Annotated in this window: 26 protein-coding genes and 1 tRNA gene; 15 read left to right on the top strand and 12 right to left on the bottom strand. The window is 58.9% G+C overall.

Features of this window, described 5'->3' with window-relative positions; all coding sequences use genetic code 11:
- The first annotated feature begins 81 nt into the window (after window positions 1–81).
- The 3 genes from BOSE62_RS13140 to BOSE62_RS13150 are packed head-to-tail and all read left to right on the top strand — an operon-like array spanning window position 82 to window position 2,485.
- Window positions 82–390, top strand: coding sequence for a DUF3489 domain-containing protein (locus BOSE62_RS13140; protein WP_236554023.1), 309 nt, complete (start codon window positions 82–84; stop codon window positions 388–390).
- Complete coding sequence (locus BOSE62_RS13145; protein WP_159646942.1) at window positions 390–827, top strand: DUF2924 domain-containing protein; 438 nt, start codon at window positions 390–392, stop codon at window positions 825–827. Before BOSE62_RS13140 ends, BOSE62_RS13145 begins: the two co-directional genes overlap by 1 nt.
- Window positions 824–2,485, top strand: coding sequence for a recombinase family protein (locus tag BOSE62_RS13150; protein WP_159646944.1), 1,662 nt, complete (start codon window positions 824–826; stop codon window positions 2,483–2,485). Before BOSE62_RS13145 ends, BOSE62_RS13150 begins: the two co-directional genes overlap by 4 nt.
- A gap of 412 nt (window positions 2,486–2,897) precedes the next feature.
- Here BOSE62_RS13150 and BOSE62_RS13155 read toward each other — a convergent pair.
- A tRNA-Leu gene (locus tag BOSE62_RS13155) sits at window positions 2,898–2,986 on the bottom strand.
- 254 nt (window positions 2,987–3,240) lie between these two features.
- On the opposite strand from BOSE62_RS13155, the gene BOSE62_RS13160 reads away from it, so the two are divergent.
- Window positions 3,241–3,492, top strand: coding sequence for a hypothetical protein (locus BOSE62_RS13160; protein ID WP_159646946.1), 252 nt, complete (start codon window positions 3,241–3,243; stop codon window positions 3,490–3,492).
- A gap of 18 nt (window positions 3,493–3,510) precedes the next feature.
- Here the strand turns inward: BOSE62_RS13160 and BOSE62_RS13165 are convergent, their stop codons facing one another.
- Complete coding sequence (locus tag BOSE62_RS13165) at window positions 3,511–4,284, bottom strand: zinc-ribbon domain-containing protein (RefSeq protein WP_159646948.1); 774 nt, start codon at window positions 4,282–4,284, stop codon at window positions 3,511–3,513.
- A 197-nt stretch (window positions 4,285–4,481) separates the two neighbouring features.
- On the opposite strand from BOSE62_RS13165, the gene ftsE reads away from it, so the two are divergent.
- The 5 genes from ftsE (at window position 4,482) to BOSE62_RS13190 (ending at window position 8,485) form a co-directional block, all read left to right on the top strand.
- Window positions 4,482–5,192, top strand: coding sequence for a cell division ATP-binding protein FtsE (ftsE, locus tag BOSE62_RS13170; RefSeq protein WP_159648045.1), 711 nt, complete (start codon window positions 4,482–4,484; stop codon window positions 5,190–5,192).
- Between the two features lie 15 nt (window positions 5,193–5,207).
- Window positions 5,208–6,104, top strand: coding sequence for a cell division protein FtsX (locus tag BOSE62_RS13175; RefSeq protein ID WP_159646950.1), 897 nt, complete (start codon window positions 5,208–5,210; stop codon window positions 6,102–6,104).
- 8 nt (window positions 6,105–6,112) lie between these two features.
- Window positions 6,113–6,646, top strand: coding sequence for a YdcF family protein (locus BOSE62_RS13180; protein WP_159646952.1), 534 nt, complete (start codon window positions 6,113–6,115; stop codon window positions 6,644–6,646).
- 1 nt (window position 6,647) lies between these two features.
- Window positions 6,648–7,337 carry a lysophospholipid acyltransferase family protein gene (locus BOSE62_RS13185; RefSeq protein WP_159646954.1) on the top strand — a complete coding sequence of 230 codons (690 nt, stop codon included), beginning with the start codon at window positions 6,648–6,650 and terminating at the stop codon, window positions 7,335–7,337.
- 176 nt (window positions 7,338–7,513) lie between these two features.
- Complete coding sequence (locus BOSE62_RS13190) at window positions 7,514–8,485, top strand: hypothetical protein (protein ID WP_201295681.1); 972 nt, start codon at window positions 7,514–7,516, stop codon at window positions 8,483–8,485.
- A 198-nt stretch (window positions 8,486–8,683) separates the two neighbouring features.
- On the opposite strand, the gene BOSE62_RS13195 is transcribed toward BOSE62_RS13190, so the two are convergent.
- Both BOSE62_RS13195 and BOSE62_RS13200 read right to left on the bottom strand, forming a co-directional pair.
- Window positions 8,684–9,283: a hypothetical protein gene (locus BOSE62_RS13195; RefSeq protein WP_159646956.1), complete on the bottom strand. Its 600-nt coding sequence runs from the start codon at window positions 9,281–9,283 to the stop codon at window positions 8,684–8,686.
- Between the two features lie 82 nt (window positions 9,284–9,365).
- The gene (locus BOSE62_RS13200; protein ID WP_159646958.1) at window positions 9,366–9,959 is read right to left on the bottom strand and encodes an HdeD family acid-resistance protein; all 594 of its coding nucleotides are present in this window, start codon (window positions 9,957–9,959) and stop codon (window positions 9,366–9,368) included.
- 349 nt (window positions 9,960–10,308) lie between these two features.
- Here BOSE62_RS13200 and BOSE62_RS13205 point away from each other — a divergent pair, with 349 nt between their 5' ends.
- Window positions 10,309–10,914, top strand: coding sequence for a hypothetical protein (locus BOSE62_RS13205; protein WP_159646960.1), 606 nt, complete (start codon window positions 10,309–10,311; stop codon window positions 10,912–10,914).
- A 45-nt stretch (window positions 10,915–10,959) separates the two neighbouring features.
- Complete coding sequence (locus BOSE62_RS13210) at window positions 10,960–11,355, top strand: cupin domain-containing protein (protein WP_159646962.1); 396 nt, start codon at window positions 10,960–10,962, stop codon at window positions 11,353–11,355.
- An 89-nt stretch (window positions 11,356–11,444) separates the two neighbouring features.
- Here BOSE62_RS13210 and BOSE62_RS13215 read toward each other — a convergent pair whose 3' ends face one another.
- The 3 genes from BOSE62_RS13215 to hisC form a co-directional block, all read right to left on the bottom strand.
- Window positions 11,445–12,941 (bottom strand): spinster family MFS transporter, encoded by a 1,497-nt coding sequence (locus tag BOSE62_RS13215; protein WP_201295682.1) that lies wholly within the window; start codon window positions 12,939–12,941, stop codon window positions 11,445–11,447.
- A 533-nt stretch (window positions 12,942–13,474) separates the two neighbouring features.
- Window positions 13,475–14,383 carry a prephenate/arogenate dehydrogenase family protein gene (locus tag BOSE62_RS13220; protein ID WP_159646964.1) on the bottom strand — a complete coding sequence of 303 codons (909 nt, stop codon included), beginning with the start codon at window positions 14,381–14,383 and terminating at the stop codon, window positions 13,475–13,477.
- The gene (gene hisC, locus BOSE62_RS13225; protein ID WP_159646966.1) at window positions 14,383–15,483 is read right to left on the bottom strand and encodes a histidinol-phosphate transaminase; all 1,101 of its coding nucleotides are present in this window, start codon (window positions 15,481–15,483) and stop codon (window positions 14,383–14,385) included. Before hisC ends, BOSE62_RS13220 begins: the two co-directional genes overlap by 1 nt.
- 115 nt (window positions 15,484–15,598) lie before the next feature.
- On the opposite strand from hisC, the gene metX reads away from it, so the two are divergent.
- From metX to BOSE62_RS13245, 4 genes are all read left to right on the top strand, one after another.
- Window positions 15,599–16,723, top strand: a complete 1,125-nt coding sequence (gene metX / locus BOSE62_RS13230) for a homoserine O-acetyltransferase MetX (RefSeq protein ID WP_159646968.1) — start codon at window positions 15,599–15,601, stop codon at window positions 16,721–16,723.
- Between the two features lie 124 nt (window positions 16,724–16,847).
- Entirely contained in the window at window positions 16,848–17,438 is a 591-nt protein-coding gene (gene metW / locus BOSE62_RS13235) for a methionine biosynthesis protein MetW (protein WP_159646970.1), read from the top strand.
- Window positions 17,439–17,574: 136 nt separating this feature from the next.
- Entirely contained in the window at window positions 17,575–17,829 is a 255-nt protein-coding gene (locus BOSE62_RS13240) for a type II toxin-antitoxin system Phd/YefM family antitoxin (RefSeq protein WP_100093159.1), read from the top strand.
- On the top strand, window positions 17,826–18,092 hold the full coding sequence (locus tag BOSE62_RS13245) for a Txe/YoeB family addiction module toxin (protein ID WP_159646971.1): 267 nt from the start codon (window positions 17,826–17,828) through the stop codon (window positions 18,090–18,092). The genes BOSE62_RS13240 and BOSE62_RS13245 overlap by 4 nt, the downstream gene beginning before the upstream one ends.
- 200 nt (window positions 18,093–18,292) lie before the next feature.
- On the opposite strand, the gene BOSE62_RS13250 is transcribed toward BOSE62_RS13245, so the two are convergent.
- The 5 genes from BOSE62_RS13250 to rplT form a co-directional block, all read right to left on the bottom strand.
- On the bottom strand, window positions 18,293–19,594 hold the full coding sequence (locus tag BOSE62_RS13250; RefSeq protein WP_159646973.1) for an MFS transporter: 1,302 nt from the start codon (window positions 19,592–19,594) through the stop codon (window positions 18,293–18,295).
- A gap of 17 nt (window positions 19,595–19,611) precedes the next feature.
- The gene (locus tag BOSE62_RS13255) at window positions 19,612–21,180 is read right to left on the bottom strand and encodes a peptide chain release factor 3 (RefSeq protein WP_159646975.1); all 1,569 of its coding nucleotides are present in this window, start codon (window positions 21,178–21,180) and stop codon (window positions 19,612–19,614) included.
- 117 nt (window positions 21,181–21,297) lie between these two features.
- Window positions 21,298–23,742 carry a phenylalanine--tRNA ligase subunit beta gene (gene pheT, locus BOSE62_RS13260; protein ID WP_159646977.1) on the bottom strand — a complete coding sequence of 815 codons (2,445 nt, stop codon included), beginning with the start codon at window positions 23,740–23,742 and terminating at the stop codon, window positions 21,298–21,300.
- Window positions 23,739–24,854, bottom strand: coding sequence for a phenylalanine--tRNA ligase subunit alpha (gene pheS / locus BOSE62_RS13265; protein ID WP_159648047.1), 1,116 nt, complete (start codon window positions 24,852–24,854; stop codon window positions 23,739–23,741). Before pheS ends, pheT begins: the two co-directional genes overlap by 4 nt.
- A gap of 109 nt (window positions 24,855–24,963) precedes the next feature.
- Window positions 24,964–25,326, bottom strand: a complete 363-nt coding sequence (gene rplT, locus BOSE62_RS13270; RefSeq protein ID WP_089133726.1) for a 50S ribosomal protein L20 — start codon at window positions 25,324–25,326, stop codon at window positions 24,964–24,966.
- Window positions 25,327–25,347 lie beyond the last annotated feature (21 nt).

Here is a 25,347-nt window from a genome sequence, read left to right on the forward strand (position 1 = left end):
AGGTCGCAGCTAAACAAAAGCATATGCGACCTTGGGTCAGTGGAAGCGCCGGATTATTCGGCGCAAAACCGGAGACCCAAAATGAAAAAATCAGTACCCGCTAAAGACAAGGCCGACCAACCAACCAAAGCCGAGATCGTCAGTAAACTCCTCAGTTCGGCAAAGGGTGCCTCGCTCGGTGAGATTGCCCAAGCCACCGGATGGCAGCCCCATAGTTGCCGCGCGTTCCTTACCGGCCTGCGCAGAAAGGGTCACAACATCATCCGCGCTAAACGCAAGGACGATACCAGCTATTATCGGATAGATAAGACATCGGAGCCAGCGGTCACCGATGCTGCGAAAACGCCGGATGTTAACGGGACGGTGTTCCTGAGGCAGGAAGCAGCCTGATGGCGGGGCGGACTATCTCACTAGCTGCTATAGAGACCATGCCGGTTGCCGACCTGCAAACGGCATGGCATCGCCATTGTGGCAGCGCCGCACCCTCCTTATCACCAGATCTGTTGCGACGAGGTCTGTCCTATCGCCTGCAGGAAAAGAAGCTGGGCAGGCTGGACCGGCGGACCGCTGCCTGTCTGGCGAGATATGGAAGCGAGGATATACCCGCCCTACCAAAGCTGGTGACTGGCTCCAAACTCAGCACAGGCACGAAGCTCATCCGCGACTGGCACGGTGTCGGCCATAGCGTGACCGTGCTCGATGACGGTTTTGAATATGATGGTAAGCGATGGAAATCGCTTACTGCCATCGCACGTCATATTACTGGCACAAAATGGTCGGGACCTCGCTTCTTTGGCCTGACGGTCATCAGGGCGGCAGCAACATGACCACAGTGCCCAATCCTGTCCGCTGCGCCATCTACACGCGCAAATCCACAGAGGACGGGCTGGAACAGGAGTTTAACAGTCTGGATGCCCAGCGGGAGGCTTGTGAGGCATATATATTGAGCCAGCGTCACGAGGGCTGGAAACTGGTTCCCGATGCCTATGATGACGGCGGCTATTCTGGCGGGACGATGGAGCGCCCCGGCTTGAAAGCATTGATGCAGGCCGTCGAGGACGGCCTTGTTGACGTGATCGTTGTCTACAAGGTTGATCGCCTAACGCGAAGTCTGGCAGATTTTGCCAAGATCGTCGAGATCCTCGATGAAAAACAGGCAAGCTTCGTTTCGATTACACAAGCGTTCAACACGACGACCAGTATGGGCAGGCTTACGCTCAATGTGTTGTTGTCCTTCGCACAGTTCGAACGCGAGGTAACCGGCGAGCGTATCCGCGACAAGATTGCCGCTTCCAAGAAAAAAGGCATGTGGATGGGAGGGCCGGTTCCGCTCGGATATATTGTCGTGGATCGCAAACTGGTTGCTGAGCCGGAAGAAGCGCGGCGTGTTCGAACCATTATGCGCCGCTATCTTGCGAGCAAGTCGGCTCCCGCCTTACTGGCCCAGCTTGAAAGCGAAGGCATTTTGACCAAGGTACAGCAGCGTGTGAGTGGGCCACACAGAGGCGGTATCCCGTTTCGGCGAGGCAGTCTGTTCCATCTGCTCAAAAATCCCGTCTATCGCGGTAAGATCGTGCACAAGGGTCAAATCTATGATGGCGAGCATCAGGCAATCGTCGATGCTGAGCTTTGGGACGCGGTTCAAGTCAAGCTCGCCAGCGCAGCCCCGCCCCGGAAAAGGCCAAGCAATGATCCCCAGCAGGCAGTGTTAAGGGGTCTGCTTTCCGACGAACAAGGCAGGCCGATGGTTCCAACTTATGCCACCAAGGGCGCGCGCCGGTATCGCTACTATGAGACCCGCCGCGATCTTACCGGACCAGACAAAGCAGAATCCACACGATATGCCATGGTGCATCTGGAAAGACATGTGGCTGAGCACATTAAGGCATTGCTTAGCGACCAGCATGCACTGCGCCGCATCGCCTGTTTGACAGATGGTGGATCCTTGAAGAGAATGTTCGCCCAAGCTCAGTTGCACGGACAAGAAATGGCAGCCGACTTGGGCTCGACCGTTCAAAAGCTGGTCCGCAAGATCAGCTTTGCTGTTGATCGGATGATCATTGAACTCGACCCAAATCAGTTCGGGATCGACGAACCACTTACCTCCAGTTGGCAATATGAAATACCGCGACCAGCAAAGAAACCGTTTCGGGAAGCCAAGTTGAGGATCGACAGCAATGACGACCGCCCCAAAAACATCGACCCAAAGCTGATGGGACTTCTTGCCGATGCGATGTCAGCACAGAAACTGGTGCTCGCATCATCCGATGTACCGCTTCAAAGAATCGCAACGCGCGAGGGACGCTGCCGCAAGCAACTGACCCAGCTTGTCAAACTCAGCTGGCTCAGCCCGCGCATCGTCGAAGCCATTGTGGAGGGCAGCCAGCCATCCCTGCTCAGCCGGAAGCGAATTATGGAGATTGAGCTACCGCTCGCCTGGAGTGAGCAGGAACAGTTGCTTGGGGTTGGCTCGCTCACGAAATAACGTCCACATCCTCGGATCCATTGCCACCCGCCCATTGAGGCGGGTTTTTTGACGGTGGAGACTTTGGGTAATTTTGACCGAGATTGTCCTGCTCAACGCTGGTCTCCCGCCACAATCGATAACGATCCATCCGCCAATACCGCCGCAAATGCGGGGTTATGGCCCAGACTCCTGCAATCTGTCGATTTTGGATGATATTCAAAGACTGTCTGGTGCTCTCGAGAAGACTCGAAAATGACAAGAAAACCGCAACAAGTGTCATTTCATGATCAGCTTGGCTAATTGAATGACAAATTCGGCAAATCGGTAGGGATCTCCGGCGAATTCTGGGAAAGTCGGCGATACCGCGCAAAGAGGGAACACGCTAAGCTGCATGATAAAATATCGTTCTTTATCAAGCACTTATACTGTCTGGTGCGGTCGAGAAGACTCGAACTTCCACGGGGTATTAACCCCACAGCGACCTCAACGCTGCGCGTCTACCAATTCCGCCACGACCGCACTGTCTCTAGCTTGGGACAGCTATGTCCCGGGTAGGCGCGTGCCCTTAGCAAAGGGGTTTCCCAGCCGCAACAGATATTCGTCGCCATCTCGCCTATTCGTTAACGGCCAGACCGGAATTGTCCCGCAAAAGCACAGGAAACGGCTTTGCCCTTGCCGGACGGGTAAAATGAGGGTCGGGGGCGGCGATTAACCTTCTATTGACCTTGTTCCCTGCAGGGCCGATCGGCTTTATTCGGTGCATGGACAGCCTGATGCTCCTGCTGCTGCTTGCAGCGCCACCGGACCGTTCCCCGGCACAGCCCGTTTCCGGTCCGACGCGCGTACAGGCGGTCGCCAGCGTGCGGATATTGCGCGCGGACGTGATCGATTTCGATACGGCGGTCGATCGGCGCGGCGTGCAGCACTTGGGCGCAGATGATATATTCCGTCTGCCCCCGACCCGGTCGGCCGGCACGGTTAAAAGCGACGATGGCCGGATAGTCAGCCTGCAGGAGTTTCACTGAACCGATTTCGGCAGGCGATCATTCGCGGTTTTGATCCGCCCAGCCGACTTCCAGCTGGCTTGCGGCGCGCGGCACGTCCAGCTTGGCTTCGTTGAAATTGATCTTGGCACCCGGTGCGAGCGATGCGGCCGGTGCCTTCATTTTCCAGCTATAGACGATCCGTCCGCCGGCATCGCGCAGGATCACCAGCATCGGCGGGATCGCCTCCTCACTGGTCGTCGGATTGATAATCGTCCCGCTGGCAGCAAAATATTCGGTCCCGTCGGGCAAGGTCCGGCGATCCTGTTTCTCGCTCAGTTCGATGAGCAGCGGGGTTTCTTCGGTCGAGGCGAATTCATAGTCGGAAACCCACCGGGGCGGCCCGAAATAATATAGCGCCGCGCCCGATGCTATTACCAAGATGGCAAAGGCGACGGCGGCCAAGGTCCACAATTTCGCCGGATTGCGGCGCGGTTTGAACGGCGGTTCATGGGCAAAGCTGCTATCCCCCGCGCCATAACCCTGGCTGGCGGAAATGGGAGGCGATGATGCCGATCGCGTAATCGGGGAGACGGGCGGACTGGGTTCCCAATCCTGCTCAACCGCGGCTTCAGTATCGGTTGCCGGTGCTGACGGCGCGGCAGGTGCCGCAGCGGCCGGTTCCTTTTCCCGGACTGGAATCTCTTCCGGAATGGCCGGCTCCTGAAACCAGCTATGACGGCAGGACGCGCAGCGTACCGAGCGCCCATTGGGTCCAATGGCGCTGTCTGGCACAAGGTAACGGGTTTTACAGGCCGGGCAGTTCAAGATCATGACACCCCTCTAAACACGGCATCACGATAAACTGCAAGTGGCTGCTTGACCGTTTTGAGACCGAAGCAGGTTTTTCCGCGTTTTCCTGCCGATTCGATCGTTGCCGGTTGACAGCGGAGTTGATTTGGAGGCTGTTAAAGGCTTATTGGTCGGCCGACCGGGCAATATTTCGCCGCGATATGGGAATGTAGAGCATGTTGGACGAAATTGTTCGATTTGAAAATGTCGGCCTGCGCTATGGTGCGGGGGCGGAAACTCTCGCCGATCTCAATTTTACCCTGTTTCCGGGCAGTTTCTATTTTCTCACCGGCGCGTCCGGCGCCGGAAAGACGTCATTGCTGAAACTTCTCTATCTCTCTCAACGTCCCAGCCGCGGCGTGATCCGGCTTTTCGGCGAAGATGCGGTGACCATGCCGCGCGAGCGGCTGCCGGGCTTTCGCCGCCGTATCGGTGTGGTCTTTCAGGATTTTCGTCTGGTTCCGCATCTTTCCGCCTTCGACAATATCGCGCTTCCCTTGCGGGTAGCCGGAGTGCGCGAGAAAGACCTCGAGGTTCCTGTCGCGGAGATGCTCGAATGGGTCGGTCTCGGGGACCGGGCTTCGGCCCGGCCGGCGACCCTCTCGGGTGGCGAACAGCAGCGCGTGGCGATCGCCCGCGCGGTGATCGGCAGGCCGGAGATACTGGTGGCGGACGAACCCACCGGCAACGTCGATCCCGAAATGGCGATCCGCCTGCTGCAATTGTTCGAGGCACTGAATACGCTGGGCACGACGATCGTCGTGGCTACGCATGATATCCATCTGCTCAGCAAGATCCCGGGCGCGCAGATGATGCGGCTGGAAAAAGGCATGCTTGCCGATCCGACCGGATCGCTGCGCCATCCGCCACGCCCCAAAGACCAGCTGTAACGGGGCGCCGGACCGATGTTCAAATTTTTCGCGATTCCCGGCCATGACCGCCGCCTGATACCCGAGGGCAGACTGTCCGGTCCGATGCCATGGGTGATTGCGATCATGATCTTTCTCACCGTTCTGGCCGCCGCGGCCGGGCTGGCGATGACCCGGGCGATCGGTGATGTATCGGACGAACTGTCCAGTCGGGCGACGGTGCAGATTGTCGAAGCCAATCCGGAAGTGCGCAGCCGGCAGGCCACCGCCGCCGCCGAACGGTTGCGGGCCTTGCCGCTTATCGACGAGGTCCGGCTGCTGCCGCCCGAAGAGATAGAAGCGCTGATCGAGCCTTGGCTGGGGACCCGGGATCTGGCCGACGATATTCCACTTCCTGCGTTGATCGACCTGAAACTGGTCCGGGTTGCAACGGACGCAGAATATCGGTCCTTGCGCGAAGCGCTGCTGGAAATTGCACCCGGCGCCCGGGTCGAACCGAGCAGCGGCTATATCGCGCCGGTCATTTCCTTGGTGCGTTCCTTGCAGTGGATTGCTTTTGGTCTGGTTTGCCTGCTTGCCCTGGCGACGGGAGCGGCGGTCATCATCTCGGCGCGATCGGCGCTCAACACCCACGGCGAGACCATCGCGGTTGTGCATCTGCTGGGTGGTACCGATCAGCAGATCAGCCGGTTGTTCCAGCGGCGGATCGCGCTGGACGCCTTGCTTGGCGGCCTGATTGGACTGGTTGGTGGCGCCGCGATCATCTGGCTGATCAGCATCCAGCTGACCGCTCTCGGCTCCGGACTGGTGGAATCGGTCGGCCTTGACTGGTGGAGCTGGTTGATAATTGCCAGCATTCCGATATTGGGTATGTTCCTTGCCATGATAACCGCCAGATTGACGGTTTTAGGCGCCCTGAAAAAGATATTATAGTCACCCGGATGATCTTGCGCCTTTTCTCTTTCCTGATCCTGCTCTGGATCATCGGCTTCGCCTGGTTTGCCATCGATCTGCCGCGTCCAGCGGATGATGATGCCCATACCGGTTCGGTTGTCGTGCTAACCGGCGGTGCCGGACGTATCGATCGCGCGCTGGACATCCTGGAAGCCAGAAGCGCCGGGAGATTGCTGATCTCCGGTGTTGACCGGGATGTGAAACCGGCGGAACTCGCCGCCGAATATGACCGGCCGGATGACCTGTTCGATTGCTGCATCGATCTCGGTTTCCAGGCGGTCGACACGCGTTCCAACGCGCTGGAAATAGCCCGCTGGGCGGCCCGGCGGGGTGACAAGTCGGTGCGCCTGGTGACCTCCGACTGGCATATGCGCCGGGCCCGGCTGGAACTGGAACGAGCGATGCCGGCTGATGTCCGGATCCTTTCCGATGCCGTCCAGACGCGCCCTTCGCTCGGCACCTTGTTTACCGAGTATAATAAATATCTGATGCGCCGGCTGGCTGCTCTGGCGGGGGTCTGAGATGCTGTCCGTCATCCGTTCGCTGATCTTCATGGCCGTTTTCTACATCGGTTCGGTTCCAATCATCATCGCCACCTTTCTCGGCGCCTTTTTCTGGCCCAAGACCATCTATTATATGGCGCAATATTGGAGCCGCTATCACTATCTCTGCGCCCGGCTGATCCTCGGTATCCGGGTCGAGGTACGCGGCGAGATCCGCGACGAGCCGCTACTTTATGTCTTCAAACATGAAAGCATGTTCGAAACCATCGATTTGCTGCGTCTGTTCGACAAGCCGGTGGTGATCGCCAAGAAGGAGCTGCTGGTCATTCCCCTGTGGGGCTGGATCGCCACTAGGCACGGATTGCTCGGCATTGATCGCGATGGTGGTGGCGCGGCGATGCGGCAGATCATCAAGCAGGCCAAGAAAGCCGTTGCAGAAGGCCGCCCGATCGTCATTTTTGCCGAAGGCAGCCGCGCCCATCATGGCGAACGGCCGGAACTGCAGACCGGTTTCGCCGGTATCTACAAACTGCTGGGCATCCCGCTGGTGCCGGTGGCGCTGAACAGCGGTATCGTCTCGCCCCGCGACACATTTGTGCAGAAAAGCGGTGTCATCACCTATGAAGTGCAGCCGGAAATAGAACCGGGCCTCGACCGCGACGAGATTCGCGACCGGGTGCATACGGCGATCAATATGCTGAACGATTGAGCGCAGCCGGCCTGTCGGAGGATTGCTCCATCTGTGCCGTCGGATGCGGCGTCTAAGGAAGATTACGGGGTTATCTGCCGGTGATAGCGGGGTAGGGCATTCAGCCATGATGGGGAATATACGTGCGTCCCGGAATTCTTCCCCCCGTTACGCAAATTATTACCGGAGAAGATGATATGGCCAAGCAAGAAACCCCCACCGTCCGCGAAGCGGTTGGTGTCTTTCAATCCGAACGCGCGCTGCAGGCTGCGGTGGACGATTTGCTCTCGCACGGTTTCGATCGTTCGGAACTCAGTTTGCTTGCCCCGCTTTCGTCGGTGCAAAAGGAACTGGGGCACAGCTACACTTCGGTGAAGGAACTGGAAGATGATGCGGCCGTACCCACCACCGCCTATATTTCTACGGATGCGATCGGCGATGCGGAGGGCGGTGTCTTTAGCGGGTTCATTTATGTCGGCGCGCTGGCGACGCTTACCGCTGTGGTGGCGTCGGGCGGTGCCATCGGTGCAGCGATCATAGCCGCTGCGGCCGGCGGTATCGGAGGCGGGGCGATCGGCGCTGTTCTGGCGAAGCTTATCGGCGAGCATCACGCCGATTATGTCGAAGATCAGCTCGAACGCGGCGGACTGCTGCTGTGGGTCCGGACCTGGAATGCGGCCGATGAAAAGCATGCAGTAGAAATTCTCGCGAATCATAGCGGCTTGGATGTGCACGTTCATGACCTCCCCAAGCATCATGCAGTCTTGGAGGACCGCTACAATGGCGATGCCGTCGCGGGCGAGCTGCAGGCCTATCGCGGCGTGCCTTATTCCTATCTCCCGGACGGGGAATATTATATCGCCGGCGAAGTTCTGCCCACGGAACAGGACGTCAAGGCGAAGATAGACCGGAACCTTGATCTCGAAACATTGCGGTCGAGAGCGAAAACGCAGGGCTGGGATATCGAAGCGCTGCTGAGCAATCCCGCCAGCATATTCCAGACGCCGGCCGATCTGCTGGCAACAGAGCTTCCGGACTGCAACAAGAGAGATATTCTCAAACGCTGGGCCTATGGCGAAAAGCAGCTCGAAATCGCATCGGATGACGGCATGAAGCCGGCGAGCGGTGACCGGCTTCAGGAAATCAACCTCGCACTGGAGCAGCTGTAAACCGCTCGCACCCTCGGGAGTATATCCGGTACCAGCCTTCAGATAATTATACCGCCGGATGAAGGCGCGTCTGCGTCTGCCGGAAAAGATTGGCCCCGGCTCCTGGATAGGGGAGCCCGGGCCACTCGACATCGGGCATCTGCATAGCTGCAACGGGAAGGGAGGCGTTCCCCTGTACTGCTATGGATGTCCGGTTGACTATACGGCCTTTTTAAAGGCCTTCTGAGCCTCATCCAGCGCCTTGTCAAAGGCCGTGCGAGATGTCGTTAAGGCCTCGCGGACCGCGGCCCATGATGCACTGCCAGCCTTGTTCAGCTCTTTCAGTTTTTCGTTCGCCCTGTCCGCGCTTTCCTCGAGTTTCGCGACCGCAGTGTCCGCTTCCTCCCGGCTGGAAACCTGCAATGTCCTTGCCGCTGCCCTGCCGCGTTTCACTGTCTTTTCCCAAGCGTCCTTCAGCGCCGCGATCCGCACCTGGAAATAGGCCTTGTCCTGCTCATACATTCCGGCAGCGGCGTCAAAATAGGCCATGATATTGTCTTCGAACGCAGCCCATTCGGCTTCCATCTCCTTGCGAGCCTCGGCCGTGATCCGGTCGCCGATTTCCTGATTCTCCGCAACCCAGGCCCGGTAGGCCTCACGGTTGGCCTTCATCCTGGCAATAGCGGCATCCGCCTTGGTGCGGGCTTCGGACTGCACTTCCTGAGCTCTGGCCTCAAAATGCGCGACGGATGCATCAATCTCGTCGAGACGGTTCTTGGCCCGTTCGATATAGCTGTGCAGATGGCTTTGATCGGTCATTTCATTCTCCTTTGGGGATTGGGCTTGCAAAGTCAGTTTCTCGTCGATCCGGCACCGGGCGCATCAACGGCGATGGATAAGATCAGGCGCTGCTTTTCCCGGCTTCGGCAGATTGCGCCGGTTTGCGAATTGCACCGGCGAGCATCACCAGTGCCCAGCCGGAGATGAGAATATTGATCCCGGCCAATAGTCCCAGCGTCCAAAGCGCTGAGAAGGGAAGTTGCCACCAGAGCAATATACCGATGGCGGCCGCCACAATTCCGTCGAACAGGATCCAGCCCCAGCCGGTTTCCGGACGGGTCTTGACGGCGAATATGGTTTTCAACAGGCCCTCGGCCAGAAACGCCGCTGCAACCAATATGGTCAGAACGAAAACAGCGTCCAGCGGTCGTGCCATCAGCACGATACCGGCCAATAGCCAGAGAATGCCGACCAGAACCGCCAGTGTTATTTTGCCCCAGGTCGGATAGCTGAATGCGTGTATGATCTGGGCGAACCCGGCAACGGCAAGCAGAATGGCAACGCAAATCGCTACACCGAAGCTGCTGATCAGCGGAAAGACCAAGGCCCCGGTACCGGCAAGAATCATGATCACGCCGGTTGCGATCATCCAGCCTCGATTGTTAGACGTATTTTCTTCAATATCCGGCAAGTCATCCGCAATTGTCGTAGCCATGTCTGTCTCCATCGTTGAAGGGGGCAGAAATCCGTCGCTGGTTCAGGGAATGGGGCAGCATCCGGATTTCTGTTTTCTACCGAATCGAACCTTTGACTCTATCGGCAGGGATCAAGTTTTCCGTTCCCGTTTACCGGCAGTGGTCCGGCTTCAAAATCCGTAAATTCACTTAGCCGGCGCCCCGTTGTCTTGCTTCGAAATCCTTGTTTTTCTGCGCAAAATTAAAGGCCCGGATGGCTGGCATTTAGTGGAAATTACGTAGTTACAAGGCGCCGCACATATTGTTCTGAGGACCAATTCCAGACGGATAATTCTATCCGATCGTAAATCTCATCAAGGAACCCGAGGCATGAAACAGACATTATCCACCGTCGCCGCCGCATTAGTGCTGACCCTGGCCGTTCAGGGTTGTAGCCAGAAAACCGAAACCGGAGAAAAAGCAGAATGCACCACATCCGAAAATGATGCGATGGACGACGCTCGCGACGCTATGGATGCGGCAAAACATGATGCCAGCAAGGCGGCGCTGGAGGCGCAAGATGCAGCCAGGATGGCTGTGATGGCGGCCAAACTGGCGGTCTGTTCCGAAGCGCAGAAAGACAAGGAGGCCGCCGCCCAGATGGCGATCAATGCGGAGGCCGCGGCGAAACGGGCTCAGGCCAGAATTGCCATGGCCAACAGCCAACTGGATCTGGCAGCGCATGAAAATGCGCGGAAAGCGCAGGATCTGGTGGAAGAGGCTGTAGCCGCTACTGGCTCTGCCGTTCGTGAAACCAATGCATCGCTTATGGCGGGACTGGAATCCGACGCGGCGGCCGCAAAACAGGCGGCCGAATCGGCGCAAAAGGCAGCGATAAAAGCTGCTGCGGCGACCGCCGACGCCAGCAAAGCTGCGCAAGTGGCAGCCAGGGAAACCTGGGAAAAAGAAATGGCAGAGAACGGTGAAACCGAATAGTCATTTGCACGACACCACCGGTTTACCCTCGAAAGGAATATTCGCATGCAAGGATTTGTCGACAATATCGAAGCGCTGACGGAGCAGAATGATGACTTCCGTCGCGTGCTCTACACTGGCCATAATCTGCAACTGGTGCTGATGACGCTTCAACCCGGCGACGAAATCGGTATGGAAGTGCATGACGACCGGGACCAGTTTTTCCGGATCGAAGAGGGCAGCGGCGAAATCTGGATCGATGGAAAAGCCAATAAGGTGAAATCCGATGACGGCATTATCGTACCGCAGGGTGCCAGCCACAATGTCGTGAACACCGGCAAGGAACCGCTTCGGCTATATACGATCTATGGCCCGCCCGAGCATATTGACGGTACTGTCCATGCCACCGCGGCCGATGCTGCGAACGAGCATGAGCATTTCGACGGCAAGACGACGGAATAGCGGCCATTCCGATTGCCACTTTACCAACCGGATGACGGAGACTTTTCGCTCTGGCGGCGAGTCCCAGTCATCCGTTTGGCCCTTTCCCGCTAGCGCCCCATGTCGCGCTGGATCGTACGGCTGGCCATGTAGAAATGAAACACGGCCCAGAGATAGAGGCATTTGAACAGGATCATCGACCATTGCAGTCCGTCCGCATTGGCCGAATCGCAAGCGGCCTGTGCGGCCACCGCAAGATTGCTTGCCTTGCACGCCTCCAGCGTCAGCGTCGGGTCCAGTCCCGACAGGAAGGTCGCGTTCAATATCGTCGACAGGCCGCCGATCAGCGGCGGTCCCAGCCCGTATCCGAGCAGGTTGACAATGAACAGGGTCACGGCAACCGCCGTCGCTCTCATCCGGCTGTCGACCACCCCGCTCGGTACGGCATAGAGCGGACAGAGATAGGTGTAGAGCAGCATCTGGCCAACCATCATCAGCGGGATTGCCAGCCACAGGGATTCGGCGAGATAGCCGACGACATGCATGGGGATGACGCCGAGCAGCGCGAACATCGGTATCAGGGCCAGCGCCTTGGGAAAACGCTCGGCATATTTGTCCGCCAGAAACCCCGACATATAGGTGCCGATTGACGCCATGACGGCCAGAGCCAGCGCGACCTTGACCGACGCATCGAAGATCGAGAGTTCATGGGTGCGGATCAGGAAGGACACGAAAAACTGGCCAACGCCATAATTGACGAACGAGGCGATGGTGACGCCCATGGTGACGTGCCAGTAAGCGGGCTTTTGCGACAATATCTTCAAGACTTCGCGAAACCCGACATGCTCTTTATTCTGCATTTCCACGGGGTCGGTGTAGCCGCGGGGCGGCTCCTTGATTGTCATCTTGACGATCATCGCAACGATCAGGCCGGGAACGCCGACCACCACGAAAGCAACGCGCCATCCCTCGATATTCTGCCAGTCGAGCGCGTTGACCGCCCAGGTCCAGTTCCAGCTGCTCAACATCGCAGCGACTGTCGGCCCATCGAGGCTTCCGACAATGAAACCGCCGAACACATAAGCGACCATGCCGCCGAGCGGGATACCCAGCGCGTAGACCGAAACCGCGGTCGAACGCTCCTTGGGAATGAAATAGTCGGCGATGATCGAATTGGCAGGCGGTGAACAACCCGCTTCGCCGATGCTGACGCCGATACGGAATATGAACAGCGCGATAAAGCTGGTGGCAAAGCCGCACAAAACGGTCATCAGACTCCAAAGCGCCACCGATCCCGCAATGATCCAGACCCGGTGGTTCTTCTCGGAGAAACGGGCGATCGGGATGCCGACAAATGTATAGAGGATCGCAAAGGCCGGGCCGCCGAGCAGCCCCATCTGCCAATCCTCAACCCCGAAGCTTTCCTTGATCGGCTCGGTCAATATGTTGATGATCGTGCGATCGATGAAATTAAAAATATAGACGGTGAGCAGGATGCCGAGGATATAATTGCGGTAATTCCTGGTTCCATAACCCGTGTCCGGGCTCCCGCCATTGCTGGCACCATGGTTGGAATGCGCGACTTCGGTCGCTGTAGCTTCGGCCAAATCCAGACTCCCCTAGCGGTTCCCAACTGATTGTTGCCGTTGGGTATCCCGGCATCGTACCGAAATTTATGGCATTGTATATCCCGTTGTAAAAAAACGCTTTCGACCAGCACCGTACGAACGCTTTTTTCTGAAGCTTGTTCGCCGCCGAAAGGCGCCGCCCGGAACTGTCCTGTGTGATCGACTTGGACCCCCGCCCTGCGGCGGGGAACAGAGACGGAAGGCTTATATGGTACAATAAAACCACATTCCGTTACTGAAATAGTGCTGTCCTACATCTGGCTCGGCCGTCTGTTATCGCCAAAGATCCTGCGTCTTGGGCAGGACGGGCTCTTTGACCATTTGGACGGAATTATCACGCTTGCTGCCGCCGCCAGTTTTTAGCGGACCGGCTCGAGGGCTATCTGGAAGGTTACACTAGACGAGCGGTCGCGGACCAAAAAAGGCCAGAAATCCGGCGTTTCGAGGCAAAGGCCGCAGAAAACAAAAATGGCTGTTGCTGTAAAGCTCGGCTTCGCCGCTACCCGCGGCTGTTAATCGTGCGTCCGGCCGAAATCGGGGGCGGCGTCGTCCTGGCCTTCCTCGATGATCCGGCGCCGGATCGCGCGGGTCTTGGTGAACAGGTCGAACAGTTCGTCGCCCTTGTCCCAGCGGATCGCGCGCTGCAGGGCCGAAAGATCCTCGGAGAAGCGCTGCAGCATTTCCAGCACCGCATCCTTGTTGGACAGGAACACGTCCCGCCACATCGTGGGATCGGAGGCGGCGATCCGGGTGAAGTCGCGGAAACCGCCGGCAGAATATTTGATCACTTCGCCACGCGTGACATCTTCCAGATCGGACGCGGTACCGACGATTGTATAGGCGATGAGATGCGGCAAATGGCTGGTCACCGCGAGCACGAGATCATGATGTTTGGCGTCCATGATCTCGACATCGGCGCCGAGCTTTTGCCAGAAGGCGCGTACCCGCTCGATGTCGCCTGCTGCGGCGTCTGCCGGCGGGGTGAGGATGCACCAGCGATCCTGGAAAAGCGTGGCAAATCCGGCATCGGGTCCGCTATTTTCGGTCCCGGCAACGGGATGGGCCGGAATGACCCGTGCACCGGGGAGCGCCTCGGCGAATGCTGCCAGCACGCTTTCTTTCGACGAACCGACATCGCTGATGATGGCGTCAGCGGGCAGATCGCTGGCGATTTCGGCGGCGACGTCCGCCATCACGCCGACCGGTACGCAAAGGATCACGAGGTCAGCGTCGGTGACTGCTGCACCGGCGCTGTCGCTGACATCGTGGCAGAAACCCAGTTCGATGACTCGCGCCCGCACCGCCGGATCGGTGTCATAGCCGGTGATCCGCGCTGACGGCATGGCTTCGCGCACGGCATGGGCAATGGACGAGCCGATCAGCCCGATACCGATGATCGCAATATTGGCAAAAGGTAGCATCAGTCGGCGGCTTCCAGTATCTCGCGCAAGGCTTGGGCGACGCCGCGGGTTTCTTCCTCGGTGCCGATGGTGATGCGCAGGCCGTTGACCAGTCCCTGTCCGGGCAGCCAGCGGACCGCATAGCCCTTGTCCATCAACGCCGCATTGGCCTGTTCGGCGGTCACCTTGCCCTCGAACAGGACGAGCAGGAAATTGGTGTGGCTCGGCACCACCCTGAGGCCGTGATTGCCGAGCGCGCCCATTTCGTCGCTCAGCCATTGCCGCCATCTGGCATTATGCTCGCGGCTCATGGTCACGAAATCGTCGGCGGCAAGCGCCGCGACGGCGGCGTCCTGGCCGGCGGTGGTGACATTGAACGGCAGCCGGATCCGGTTCATCGCACCGATAATCTCTGCGTCGGCATAGCCCCAGCCGATCCGTTCGGCGGCGAGACCGTGAATCTTGGAAAAGGTGCGGGTGACCAGAACATTGGGCTGGCTGCTGGCCAGTTCCAGCGCGCCGTCATCCTGCCCTTCGTCCATATATTCGGCATAGGCGGCATCGAGCACCAGCAGGACATGGCCAGGCAGGGCGGCGTGCAGGCGCGCAATCTCGGCGCGCGGGGTGAATGTGCCGGTTGGATTATTGGGGTTGGCTATGAATATGACCTTGGTCCGGTCGGTGACCTTGGCGAGAATGGCGTCGACATCGGTGCCATAATCCTTGTCATCGGCCACCACCGGCGTGCCGCCATAGCGTCGCGCCGCTATATCGTAGACGGCGAAGCCATATTTGACATAGATGATCTCATCGCCCGGCCCGCTGAACGCATTGGCGGCGAGATGCAGGACGTCGTCGGAACCGGTGCCGCAGATGATCCGCGCCGGATCGAGATCATATATGGCGGCAATCGCTTCGCGTAACCGGGTCGAGCCGGGATCGGGGTAGCGGTCGACAGAGGCCGAGGCGGCATTGAGTGCATCGCTAGCGGCCGGACTGCAACCGAGCGGATTCTCGTTCGCCGACAGCTTGACGATCCTGCGGCCGTCCGCGCCGGTCGATTTGCCCGGCACATAAGGCGCAATGCCCATGATCCAGTCTTTTGCTTTTGGTCCGCTCATTGCCTTGGTCCGCTTGTCAGAAGAGAATATCTGTCGCCGGACTAACCTTTGCGGCCTGTCAGTCAACAGCATTATCATTTGACGGTGGGGATTTCGCCGCTTAGCTCCGCTGTTGATGACAGAAGATACGCGTTTTGGACTAGACCGAAAGGTTCGCCTGCTCGGGCCGCTGCCGCTGGACAGCGGGGCAGAGCTCGCGCCTGTCGACATTGCCTATGAAACCTATGGCACACTCAATGCGGATGCCAGCAATGCAATCCTGATTTGCCATGCATTGACAGGCGACCAATATGTCGCCTCGAAGCACCCGCTGACGGGCAAAGACGGCTGGTGGATCAGAATGGTCGGGCCGGGCAAGCCGGTCGACACGGAGCGACATTTCGTCATTTGCGCCAATGTGATCGGCAGCTGTCTGGGCAGTTCCGGACCGGCGACGGTCAATCCTGCGACCGACCGGCCCTGGGGAATGGATTTCCCCGTTCTGACGATCGGCGATATGGTGCGTGCGCAGGCGATGCTCCTCGATCATCTTGGGATCCGGCGCTTGCACGCCGTCGTCGGCGGTTCGATGGGCGGGATGCAGGCGGTTAGCTGGGCGGCGCTCTTTCCTGAGCGTGTCAAGTCGGCGGTGATTATCGCTTCGGCGGCGCGGCATAGCGCCCAGAATATCGCCTTTCACGAAGTCGGGCGACAAGCGATCATGGCCGACCCGCGCTGGCGCGGCGGGGATTATTATGCCGACGATGATCCACCGAGCAGCGGCCTTGCTGTCGCCCGGATGGCGGCCCATATCACCTATCTCTCCGAAGCCGGCCTGACCGAGAAATTCGGCCGCCGGCTGCAGGACCGTGACGCCAAGACGTTCGGCTTCGATGCGGATTTCCAGGTGGAATCCTATCTCCGCCATCAGGGGATCAGCTTTGTCGACCGCTTCGATGCCAACAGCTATCTCTATATCACCCGGGCGATGGACTATTTCGATCTCGCCGAAGCCCATGGCGGCGCGTTGGCAAATGCGTTTAGCGGTTCGAAAACGCGCTTCTGTCTGATCAGCTTCGATACCGACTGGCTCTATCCGACCAGCGAAAGCCGGGCGATTGTCCACGCGCTCAACGCGGCCGGAGCAGAGGTCAGCTTCATGGAATTGTCGAGCCCCTTCGGTCATGACAGTTTCCTGCTGGAAAATCCCGAGATGAACCGGATTGTCGACGGCTTCCTGAAGGCAGGGGAAGGACGATGATCAATTTTATATCCATCGTCACCCTGAACTTGGTTCAGGGCCCATCGCGCCTGATTACACAGGCAGCGAGCGCGAACAAAGGGGTGCCGAAACGAGTTCAGCGTGACGAGGTGGGAGTAGCCGCATGACCAAACTCCGTCCCGATCTGCAGATCATCGCCGACAACATCGCTCCCGGCAGCCGGGTGCTCGACATCGGCTGCGGCGACGGCGCGCTGATGGCGGCGCTGCGCGATGAGAAAGGCTGCGATGCGCGCGGGCTGGAGATCAACCCGGCCAATGTCGCCAGCGCGGTCGCCAAGGGACTGTCGGTGGTGCAGGGCGATGCCGACACTGATCTTGCCGCCTATCCCGACGCCAGTTTCGACTATGCGATCCTCAGCCAGACGCTGCAGACCACCCACCGCCCCGACATCATGGTCGACGAGCTGCTGCGTATCGGCAAGCAGGCCTTTGTCAGCTTCCCCAATTTCGCCCATTGGCGGATTCGCACGTCGCTGCTGCTCGGCGGCCGGATGCCGGTGACGCGACTAATCCCGCAGACCTGGTTTGACACGCCCAATATCCATCATGTCACGATCGCCGATTTCCGTGCGCTTGTGCAGGACGGCCAATATGCGCAGGAGGGGCAATGGTTCCTCAGCGGCGACAAGCAGACCGGGCGCAGCCTGGCGAATCTGCTGGCGGAACATGCAGTGTTCTTGCTTAGGAGCTAACCCTGTCATCCTGGTGAAGGCCGGGATCCAACCCAAGGGCAGTGAGGTTCGCGAACCTGGTTTAGGCCCCAGCCTTCGCTGGGGTGACAAGAGTCATCTTGACATTGTACAACATTAGGTACAAGTAAAGCCCATCATGCTGATGGAAAATTTCTCGAAGGCCCGCGCCAATCTCAAGGCGCTGATGGATCGCGTCGTAGCCGACAAGATTCCCCTGAAAATTACCCGTCAAAATGGCGAGGCGGTGGTCATGATCTCGGAGAGTGAGTGGGCCGGTATGGAAGAAACTATCCATTTGTTGTCTTCACCAAAAAATGCCGAGCGCCTGCTGGAGTCGATAAGGCAACTAGATGCCGGAGAGGGATTCGAGCCTGAGCTTTTCAAGCAGTGAATGTATTATTCTCGGGAAAAAGTTGGCCGGAATATCGATATTTCCAGGAACATGATCCAAAGCTTTCCGAACGAATATATTCGCTGATAGAGGAATGTCGCCGGACGCCTTTCCGGGGTACCGGCAAGCCAGAGCCGTTGCGCGGCCAACTGAAAGGCTGGTGGTCGCGGCGTATAAACCGCGAACATCGCCTCGTCTATCGGGTGCGCGGCGAAGGACCAGAGCAAGTGCTGGAAATAGCGCAATGCCGATATCATTATTGAAGAGGGTTTGTTCATGGTAATCACCGTCATCCCTGCGAATGCTGGGATCCAACCCAATGGCAGCGAAATTCGCGGATCAGATGACGGTGAAACCCAACCATCCTCTCCCATAGGGAGAGGATGAAGGTTGATAAGACCCGATTTGGAGCGGTCTACTCTCGAAAATTTCCTAAAGGTTCATCGCCGACCGCAGGGTACCTTCACCCCCGCTGCACCTCGTCCAACCCAAACGCCGCCCATATCGCCAGCCCGCTCATTCCCGCCATGATCGCCAGTACCACTTCCCCGCCAAACCAGTTGGCGACCAGACTGAACACACCGCCGGCTAGCAACAGCAATCCGATGATCGTATTCGAAAGCGCGGTATAAGCAGCGCGGCTGTCCTTGTCGGCCATGTCGACGAGATGCGTTGACCGGCCGAGGCGGACGCCCTGATAGGCGATCATCAGGCCGAACAACAGCACCGGCAATATATAGCCGCCGCTGAGCGTTCCGGCGAAGGCGAGCCAGCTTGTCACGGCCAATATGATGGCAGCGACCATTGCCGAGAAGACCAGCACCTTGCGGCTGGAACGGTCGGACAGGCGGCCCCAGACGAAGCTGCTGCACAGGCTGGCCAGCGCCGAGGCGAGCACCAGAAAGCCGAGCTTGTCATAGCCTTCCCCGGCCTGGCTGCCGACGGCAATCATGAACGGCGGCGCCAGCGCAGTGGCGGTCAACAGTCCGCGGGTCAGGATGAAGCGCACGAGCTGCGGGTCATCGCGCAAATAGGCGAAATTTTTATAGGCTTCCTTCAGCGCGGATTTTCCGCCTTCGGTCGCTCCGGCTTCTTCCTTCAAAGTGGCGAACAGTAGCCCGCTCAATATCCATGCCGCCCCCGCCAGAAACAGACCGCCGATAACCAGCGTCATGCGGTCCACCAGATTGGAGGATAGAGCCAGCGCGTAGACAATCACGGTGACCGACGCGATAGAACCCGCCAGACCGGTCGCGGTGCCGCGCCGGGACTTGTCGATGGTCTTACCCAGCACGTCCTTGTAGCAGACCGAGCAAATGCTGCGCGCCAGCGCCAATATCGCCAGCGCGATGACAATTGCCCAGCCGGCGGCCGCACCGGTCATAGTGATCGCGACCAGCCCGATCGCGGCGGCTCCCAGACCCTGCATCAGCGAGCCGATCGCCCATGCCCATTTGCGGCGCTGCAATTTCCGCAAATATCCGGCGGTCAGAAGCTGCGGTAGCAGAGCGCCTGCTTCCCTGACTGGCACCAGCAACCCGATCAGCGCCACCGGCGCGCCCAGCGACGTCATCAGCCAGCTGAGCACCAGCTTCGGATCAATCAGCCCGTCGGCGCTTTTGGTCAGCGCCAGCGAGCCTACATGTTTGAAGAAATTGCCCGGTTCCTGATTGCAGGCGCTTTCCGGGATATCGGCGCAAACACGGCCTTCATCATCAATCGTGATCGCTTGAAAGGCTTTTTGGGTCGTGGATTTGCTGGCCATGACCGGGATTTACCGGATTAGCGTTCGCGTGTCGCGCTGAACTTTAGATCAGGGTTTCGCTCTTCCTGATAGCCGACATCCCAGGCCGATTTGGCCAGAAACACCAGATTGTCATCGCGGTCCCGGGCGAGGCTGGACTGGTTGATATTGGCAAAGGCGTTCAAGGTCGCTTCATCACCGCTGATCCAGCGGGCGGTTTCAAACGGGGCCTGTTCCAGATAGGCGTCGACCTTATATTCGGCCTGCAGACGGGATACCAGAACCTCAAGCTGCAATTGCCCAACCACGCCAATGATCCAGTTGGCGCCCAGTTCGGGATAGAAAACCTGCACGACGCCTTCTTCGCTGAGATCGTCCAAAGCCTTGCGCAATTGCTTGGTCTTGGTCGGATCGCGCAGGATTACCCGGCGGAGGATTTCGGGCGCAAAATTCGGCAGGCCGGTGATCCGCACCTGGTTCTTTTCCGACAAGGTGTCGCCGACCCGCAAGGTGCCGTGATTGGGGATGCCGATGATATCGCCCGGTTCCGCCGTGTCGGCAATTTCGCGGTCCTGCGCGAAAAACAGGATTGGACTGTGAATCGCAATCGGCTTGCCGAGACCCGAGGGCGTCAGCTTCATGCCGCGTTTGAACTCGCCGGAACAAAGCCGCATGAAGGCAATCCGGTCGCGGTGCTGCGGGTCCATATTGGCCTGGATCTTGAAAATGAAGCCGGTGACATCGTCGCTCTCCGGATCGATCGGAGCCGGCTCGGCCGGTTGCGGACGCGGCGGCGGGGCATAATCGGCGATCGCCTCGATCAGCTCCTCGACGCCAAACTGCTTGAGTGCCGAACCAAAGAAAACCGGCGTCAGATCGCCGTGCTGATAGGCCTCCAGATCGAAGTTGCTATAACCACCCTGCGCCAGTTCGCCTTCGCCGGTCAGCCGCTCGAGCGCGCCTTCGCTGAGCACTCCGGCCAGTTTCGGATCATCGAGACCCGAAAACTGTTGTGTCACACCGTCATAGATTTTGCTGTCGCCGGTCGGCTGGTGCAGCTGGTTTTTGACCAGATCATAGACGCCCTCAAACTGCCCGCCCATGCCGGTCGGCCAGCTCATCGGGCAGACGTCGAGCGCCAGCTTGTCGGCGACTTCGTCGAGCAGTTCGAACGGATCCCGCCCTTCGCGGTCGACCTTGTTGATGAAAGTAATGATCGGCACGCTGCGCAGCCGGCAGACCTCGAACAGTTTCAATGTCTGTGCCTCGATACCCGATGCAGCATCGATCACCATGATCGCGCTGTCGACGGCGGTCAGGGTGCGATAGGTATCTTCCGAAAAATCCTCATGGCCCGGCGTATCGAGCAGGTTGAAGACAATGCCGTTGCGTTCAAAGGTCATGACGCTGGAGGTCACCGAAATCCCGCGCTGCTGCTCGATCTTCATCCAGTCGGACCGCGCCCGGCGGTTATCGCCCCGCGCCTTGACCTCGCCCGCCAGATGGATAGCGCCGCCTTTCAAGAGCAGCTTCTCGGTCAGCGTCGTCTTACCCGCATCGGGGTGGGAGATGATCGCGAATGTTCGGCGGGGTTTGGTTTGGGTCATAAGTTCAGTTTTCTAACACTCGTCATCCTGAACTTGTTTCAGGATCTATCCATCGACTGGACGCAGGTTCTATGGGGAGAAATGGATGCTGAAACAAGTTCAGCATGACGGCAGTAACTAGCCCCTTAATCCCGCTCCCAGCTTGCCGGCGTTCGCGACAACCTTGTCCGAAAGCGCCTTCAGATCCTCTTCGGTCAACGTCGCATCTTGCGGTTGAAAGGTCACTTCCACCGCCAGCGATTTCTTGCCCTCGCCGACGCTCGGCCCCTCGAACAGATCGAAAATCCGGGCATCGGTGATCAGCTTCTTTTCCGCGCCCTTGACCGCGCGCACCAGATCGCCAGCTGGCAGGTCTGCATCAACGATGAAGGCAAAATCGCGGGTCACCGCCTGCAATGCCGGTGGCGCAAAGGCTTCGCGCATATGGCCGGATTTCTTCTTCAGCGGTATCGCATCGAGGAATATCTCGGCGGCGACCGCTGTGCCCTTGAAGCCCATAGCCTTGGTTGTTGAAGGATGGAGTACGCCATAATCCGCCAATATCTTCTTCGGTCCCAGGCGCAACGTGCCCGACTGGCCGGGATGATAATGATCACCGGCCTCGCCGAAATCCATCAGCTTATCGACCGGTGCGCCGGCGGCGGCCAATATCGCAAGCACTTCCGCCTTGGCATCATAAGCGTCGAATTTCGTTGCCGCGCCAGCCTGCCAGCTGCGGGCGCGGTTTTCGCCGGCCAGAACCAGGCCGATGGTCGGATGTTCGCTGCTTTCCAGATAGCGGCGACCCACTTCGAACAGGCGGATCGACGTTGCGCCGCGCGCGGCGTTGCGCTGGGCGGCTGCGATCAGGCCGGGCAGCAGCGATGGGCGCATGACCTTGAGCTCTTCGCTGATCGGATTGGCCAGTGACCAGCTTCCGCCACCGAAAGGCGCCGCTTCCTTATCGGAAATGAAGCTCCAGTTAACGACTTCGTTGAGACCATTTGCCGCTGCTGCGCGTCGCGCTTTGCACTCGGAAAGCTGTTCCGGCGAGGCGGTCGGTTTGGCGACACCCGGTTTGCGGGGCAGCGGGGTCGATGGAACCCTGTCCAGTCCCTCTATCCGGATCACTTCCTCGACGATATCCTGCCAGCCGGCGACGTCACGGCGCCATGTCGGCACGGTGACGGTCCATGTTCCCCGGCGAAGGCCGGGGTCCATCTCCCGCTCGTCATCCTTGGTGCCTTCAGGAGATGGATCCCCGCCTTCGCGGGGACACAAGATCTCGAAACCGAGCGATTCGAGAATGGCCTTCTGCCGGTCCGCAGACACATCCAGCCCGCCCAGCGAAGCGCATTGACGCGGATCATAAGCAATAGTGCGCTGGTCCGTCGGCGCTTCACCGGCGCGGGTGATTTCACTCGCCGTGCCACCGCACAGTTCCTGCACCAGCGCTGTAGCAATAGCGATCCCCTCTTCAAGGAACGCGGGATCAACGCCGCGCTCGAAGCGTTGCCGGGCATCGCTGGTCAGCATCAGCTTCTGGCCGGTGCGGGCGATATGGGCGGGATCGAAATAGGCGCATTCGATCAGTACATCGGTGGTGTTCCCGTCGGTGCCATTGGCCGCGCCGCCCATGATGCCGCCAATGCCATGCGCGCCCGCCTGGTCGGCGATCACGGTCATGGTCTCGTCGAGAATATATTCCTTGTCGTTGAGCGCGACCAGCTTTTCACCGTCCTGCGCCTTGCGCGCAACCAGTCCGCCGTTGAGCTTGGCAACGTCATAGACGTGCAGCGGGCGGCCCTGGTCGAGCGTGACATAATTGGTGATATCGACCAGCGCCGAAATCGGTTTCTGGCCGGCAGACTTCAGCCGGGCCTGCATCCAGTCCGGAGACGCGCCATTGGTCACGCCGCTGACGGTGCAACCGTAAAAGGCGGGACAACCTTCCGGATCGTCAATCGCGATATCGGGACCTGCGCCATTGCGGGCGATGTTGGCGATGTCCATCGGCTTGAGCGCGCCGAGGCCGGCTGCAGCGAGATCGCGCGCTATGCCGCGCACGCCCATGCAGTCTTGGCGATTGGGCGTGATGGAGACATCGATCACCGGATCGTCCAGCTGTGCATAGTCGGCATAGCTTGTGCCAACCGGCGCATCAGACGGCAGTTCGATAATGCCGTCATGATCCTCGCCCAGTTCCAGCTCGCGCGCGCTGCACATCATGCCAAAGCTCTCGACATCCCGTATTTTCGCGGGTTTCAAGGTAAAATCGCTACCCGGAATATAGCTGCCGGGAGGGCCGAAGACACCGACCATATCCTTGCGCGCATTCGGCGCGCCGCAGACGACTTGCCAAGGCTCGTCGCTACCGTCGTCCACCTTCAGCAATTGCAGCTTGTCGGCATTGGGATGGGGTCCGGCTTCGATAACCTTGGCGACACGGAACGGGCGCAGGGCATCGGCAGGGTTTTCAACGCCTTCCAGTTCCAGGCCGATTGCGGTCAGCTTGTCGGTGATCTCAGTGAGGCTTGCATCCGTTTCGAGATGGGCCTTGAGCCAGCTTAGGGAAAATTTCATGCGCCGACTCCTCCGCTCAGCGTGGGGACGTCGAGCGCGTCAAAGCCGTAATGGTCGGCCCAGCGCAGATCGCCGTCGAAGAAAGCGCGCAAATCGTCCATGCCATATTTCAGCATCGCCAGCCGGTCGATACCGCAACCAAAGGCAAAACCCTGCCAGACATCTGGATCGAGTCCGCAATTGCGGATGACATTGGGATGGACCATGCCGCTACCGAGTATCTCCATCCAACCGCCATTTTCACCGCGCGGGTCGCCACCGATTATGCGCCGGCCCCCTTCGACCGAGAAGCCGACATCGACTTCGGCGCTGGGTTCGGTGAACGGAAAGTAGCTCGGGCGCAGGCGTAATTCGATATCATCGCGCTCGAAGAAAGCGCGGACGAAGGTTTCCAGCGTCCATTTCAGATGGCCCATGTGAATGCCCTTGTCGATCACCAGCCCTTCGACCTGATGGAACATCGGCGTATGCGTGGCATCGCTGTCGCTGCGATAGGTGCGGCCGGGAGCGATGAGGTAAATCGGTTCACCCGCTCCGTCGGTCTTCTTCGCAACATCCATCATCGTGCGGATCTGCACTGGCGATGTATGGGTACGCAGCAATTTGGGCATGCCGCTGTCATCCGTCTGCGGGAAATAGAATGTGTCGTGCATCGCCCGGGCCGGATGGGTTTCTGGAATGTTGAGCGCGGTGAAATTATGCCAGTCGTCCTCGATCTCCGGCCCAGTGGCGACGGAAAAGCCTAGATCGGCGAAAATTTCGGCCAGTTCATCCATCACTTGAGAGACCGGATGGATGCTGCCTTTCGGGGCGGCTGGCGGGGGCAATGTCAGATCAAGTGTCTCGGTGGCAAGCTTCGCGTCCAGCGCCGCGGCTTCCATCGCCTCCTTGCGGGCAGCCAGCGCATCGGCAACCGCCTGCCGCGCGCCGTTGATCTTCGGGCCCTGTTCCTGCCGTTCTTCCGGCGTCATCTTGCCCAGGGTTTTCAACAGCAGCGAAATCTCGCCCTTCTTGCCGAGCGCGGCCACGCGGATTGCTTCCAGCGATTCGCCATCGGCCGCCGCGCCAATTTGCTCCAGATATTTGTCCCTGACCGCTTCGATGTCGCTCATCATATTGTCCCGTTCTTGCTCGTTGCCCGTCTAGCAAGCCTCACGAAAAACCCAATAAAAAAGCGCCGCGAGATTGCTCTCCGGCGCTTCTTTGAAATTATGAAAATGCTTAGGCTTTGGCCAGAGCATCCTGCGCCTGTTTGATGATGCCGCCAAAGACTGCCGGTTCATTCATCGCCAGGTCGGCCATCACTTTGCGGTCGAGTTCAATGCCGGCCAGTTTGGTGCCGTGGATGAACGTGCCGTAGGTCATGCCTTCGGCGCGAACCGCAGCGTTGATACGCTGGATCCAGAGCGCGCGGAAAGCCCGCTTCTTAACTTTACGATCGCGATAGGCATATTGGCCGGCTTTTTCGACAGCCTGCCGCGCGACGCGGATGGTGTTCTTGCGGCGGCCATAATAGCCCTTCGCCTGAACCAATAATCTTTTATGTTTTGTACGAGTGGTCGTACCCCGTTTTACACGTGCCATATTCTATATCCTGTAAGTTTG

Origin of the sequence: Sphingorhabdus sp. 109, assembly GCF_902506555.1 — a bacterium.
Lineage (GTDB): Bacteria > Pseudomonadota > Alphaproteobacteria > Sphingomonadales > Sphingomonadaceae > Parasphingorhabdus.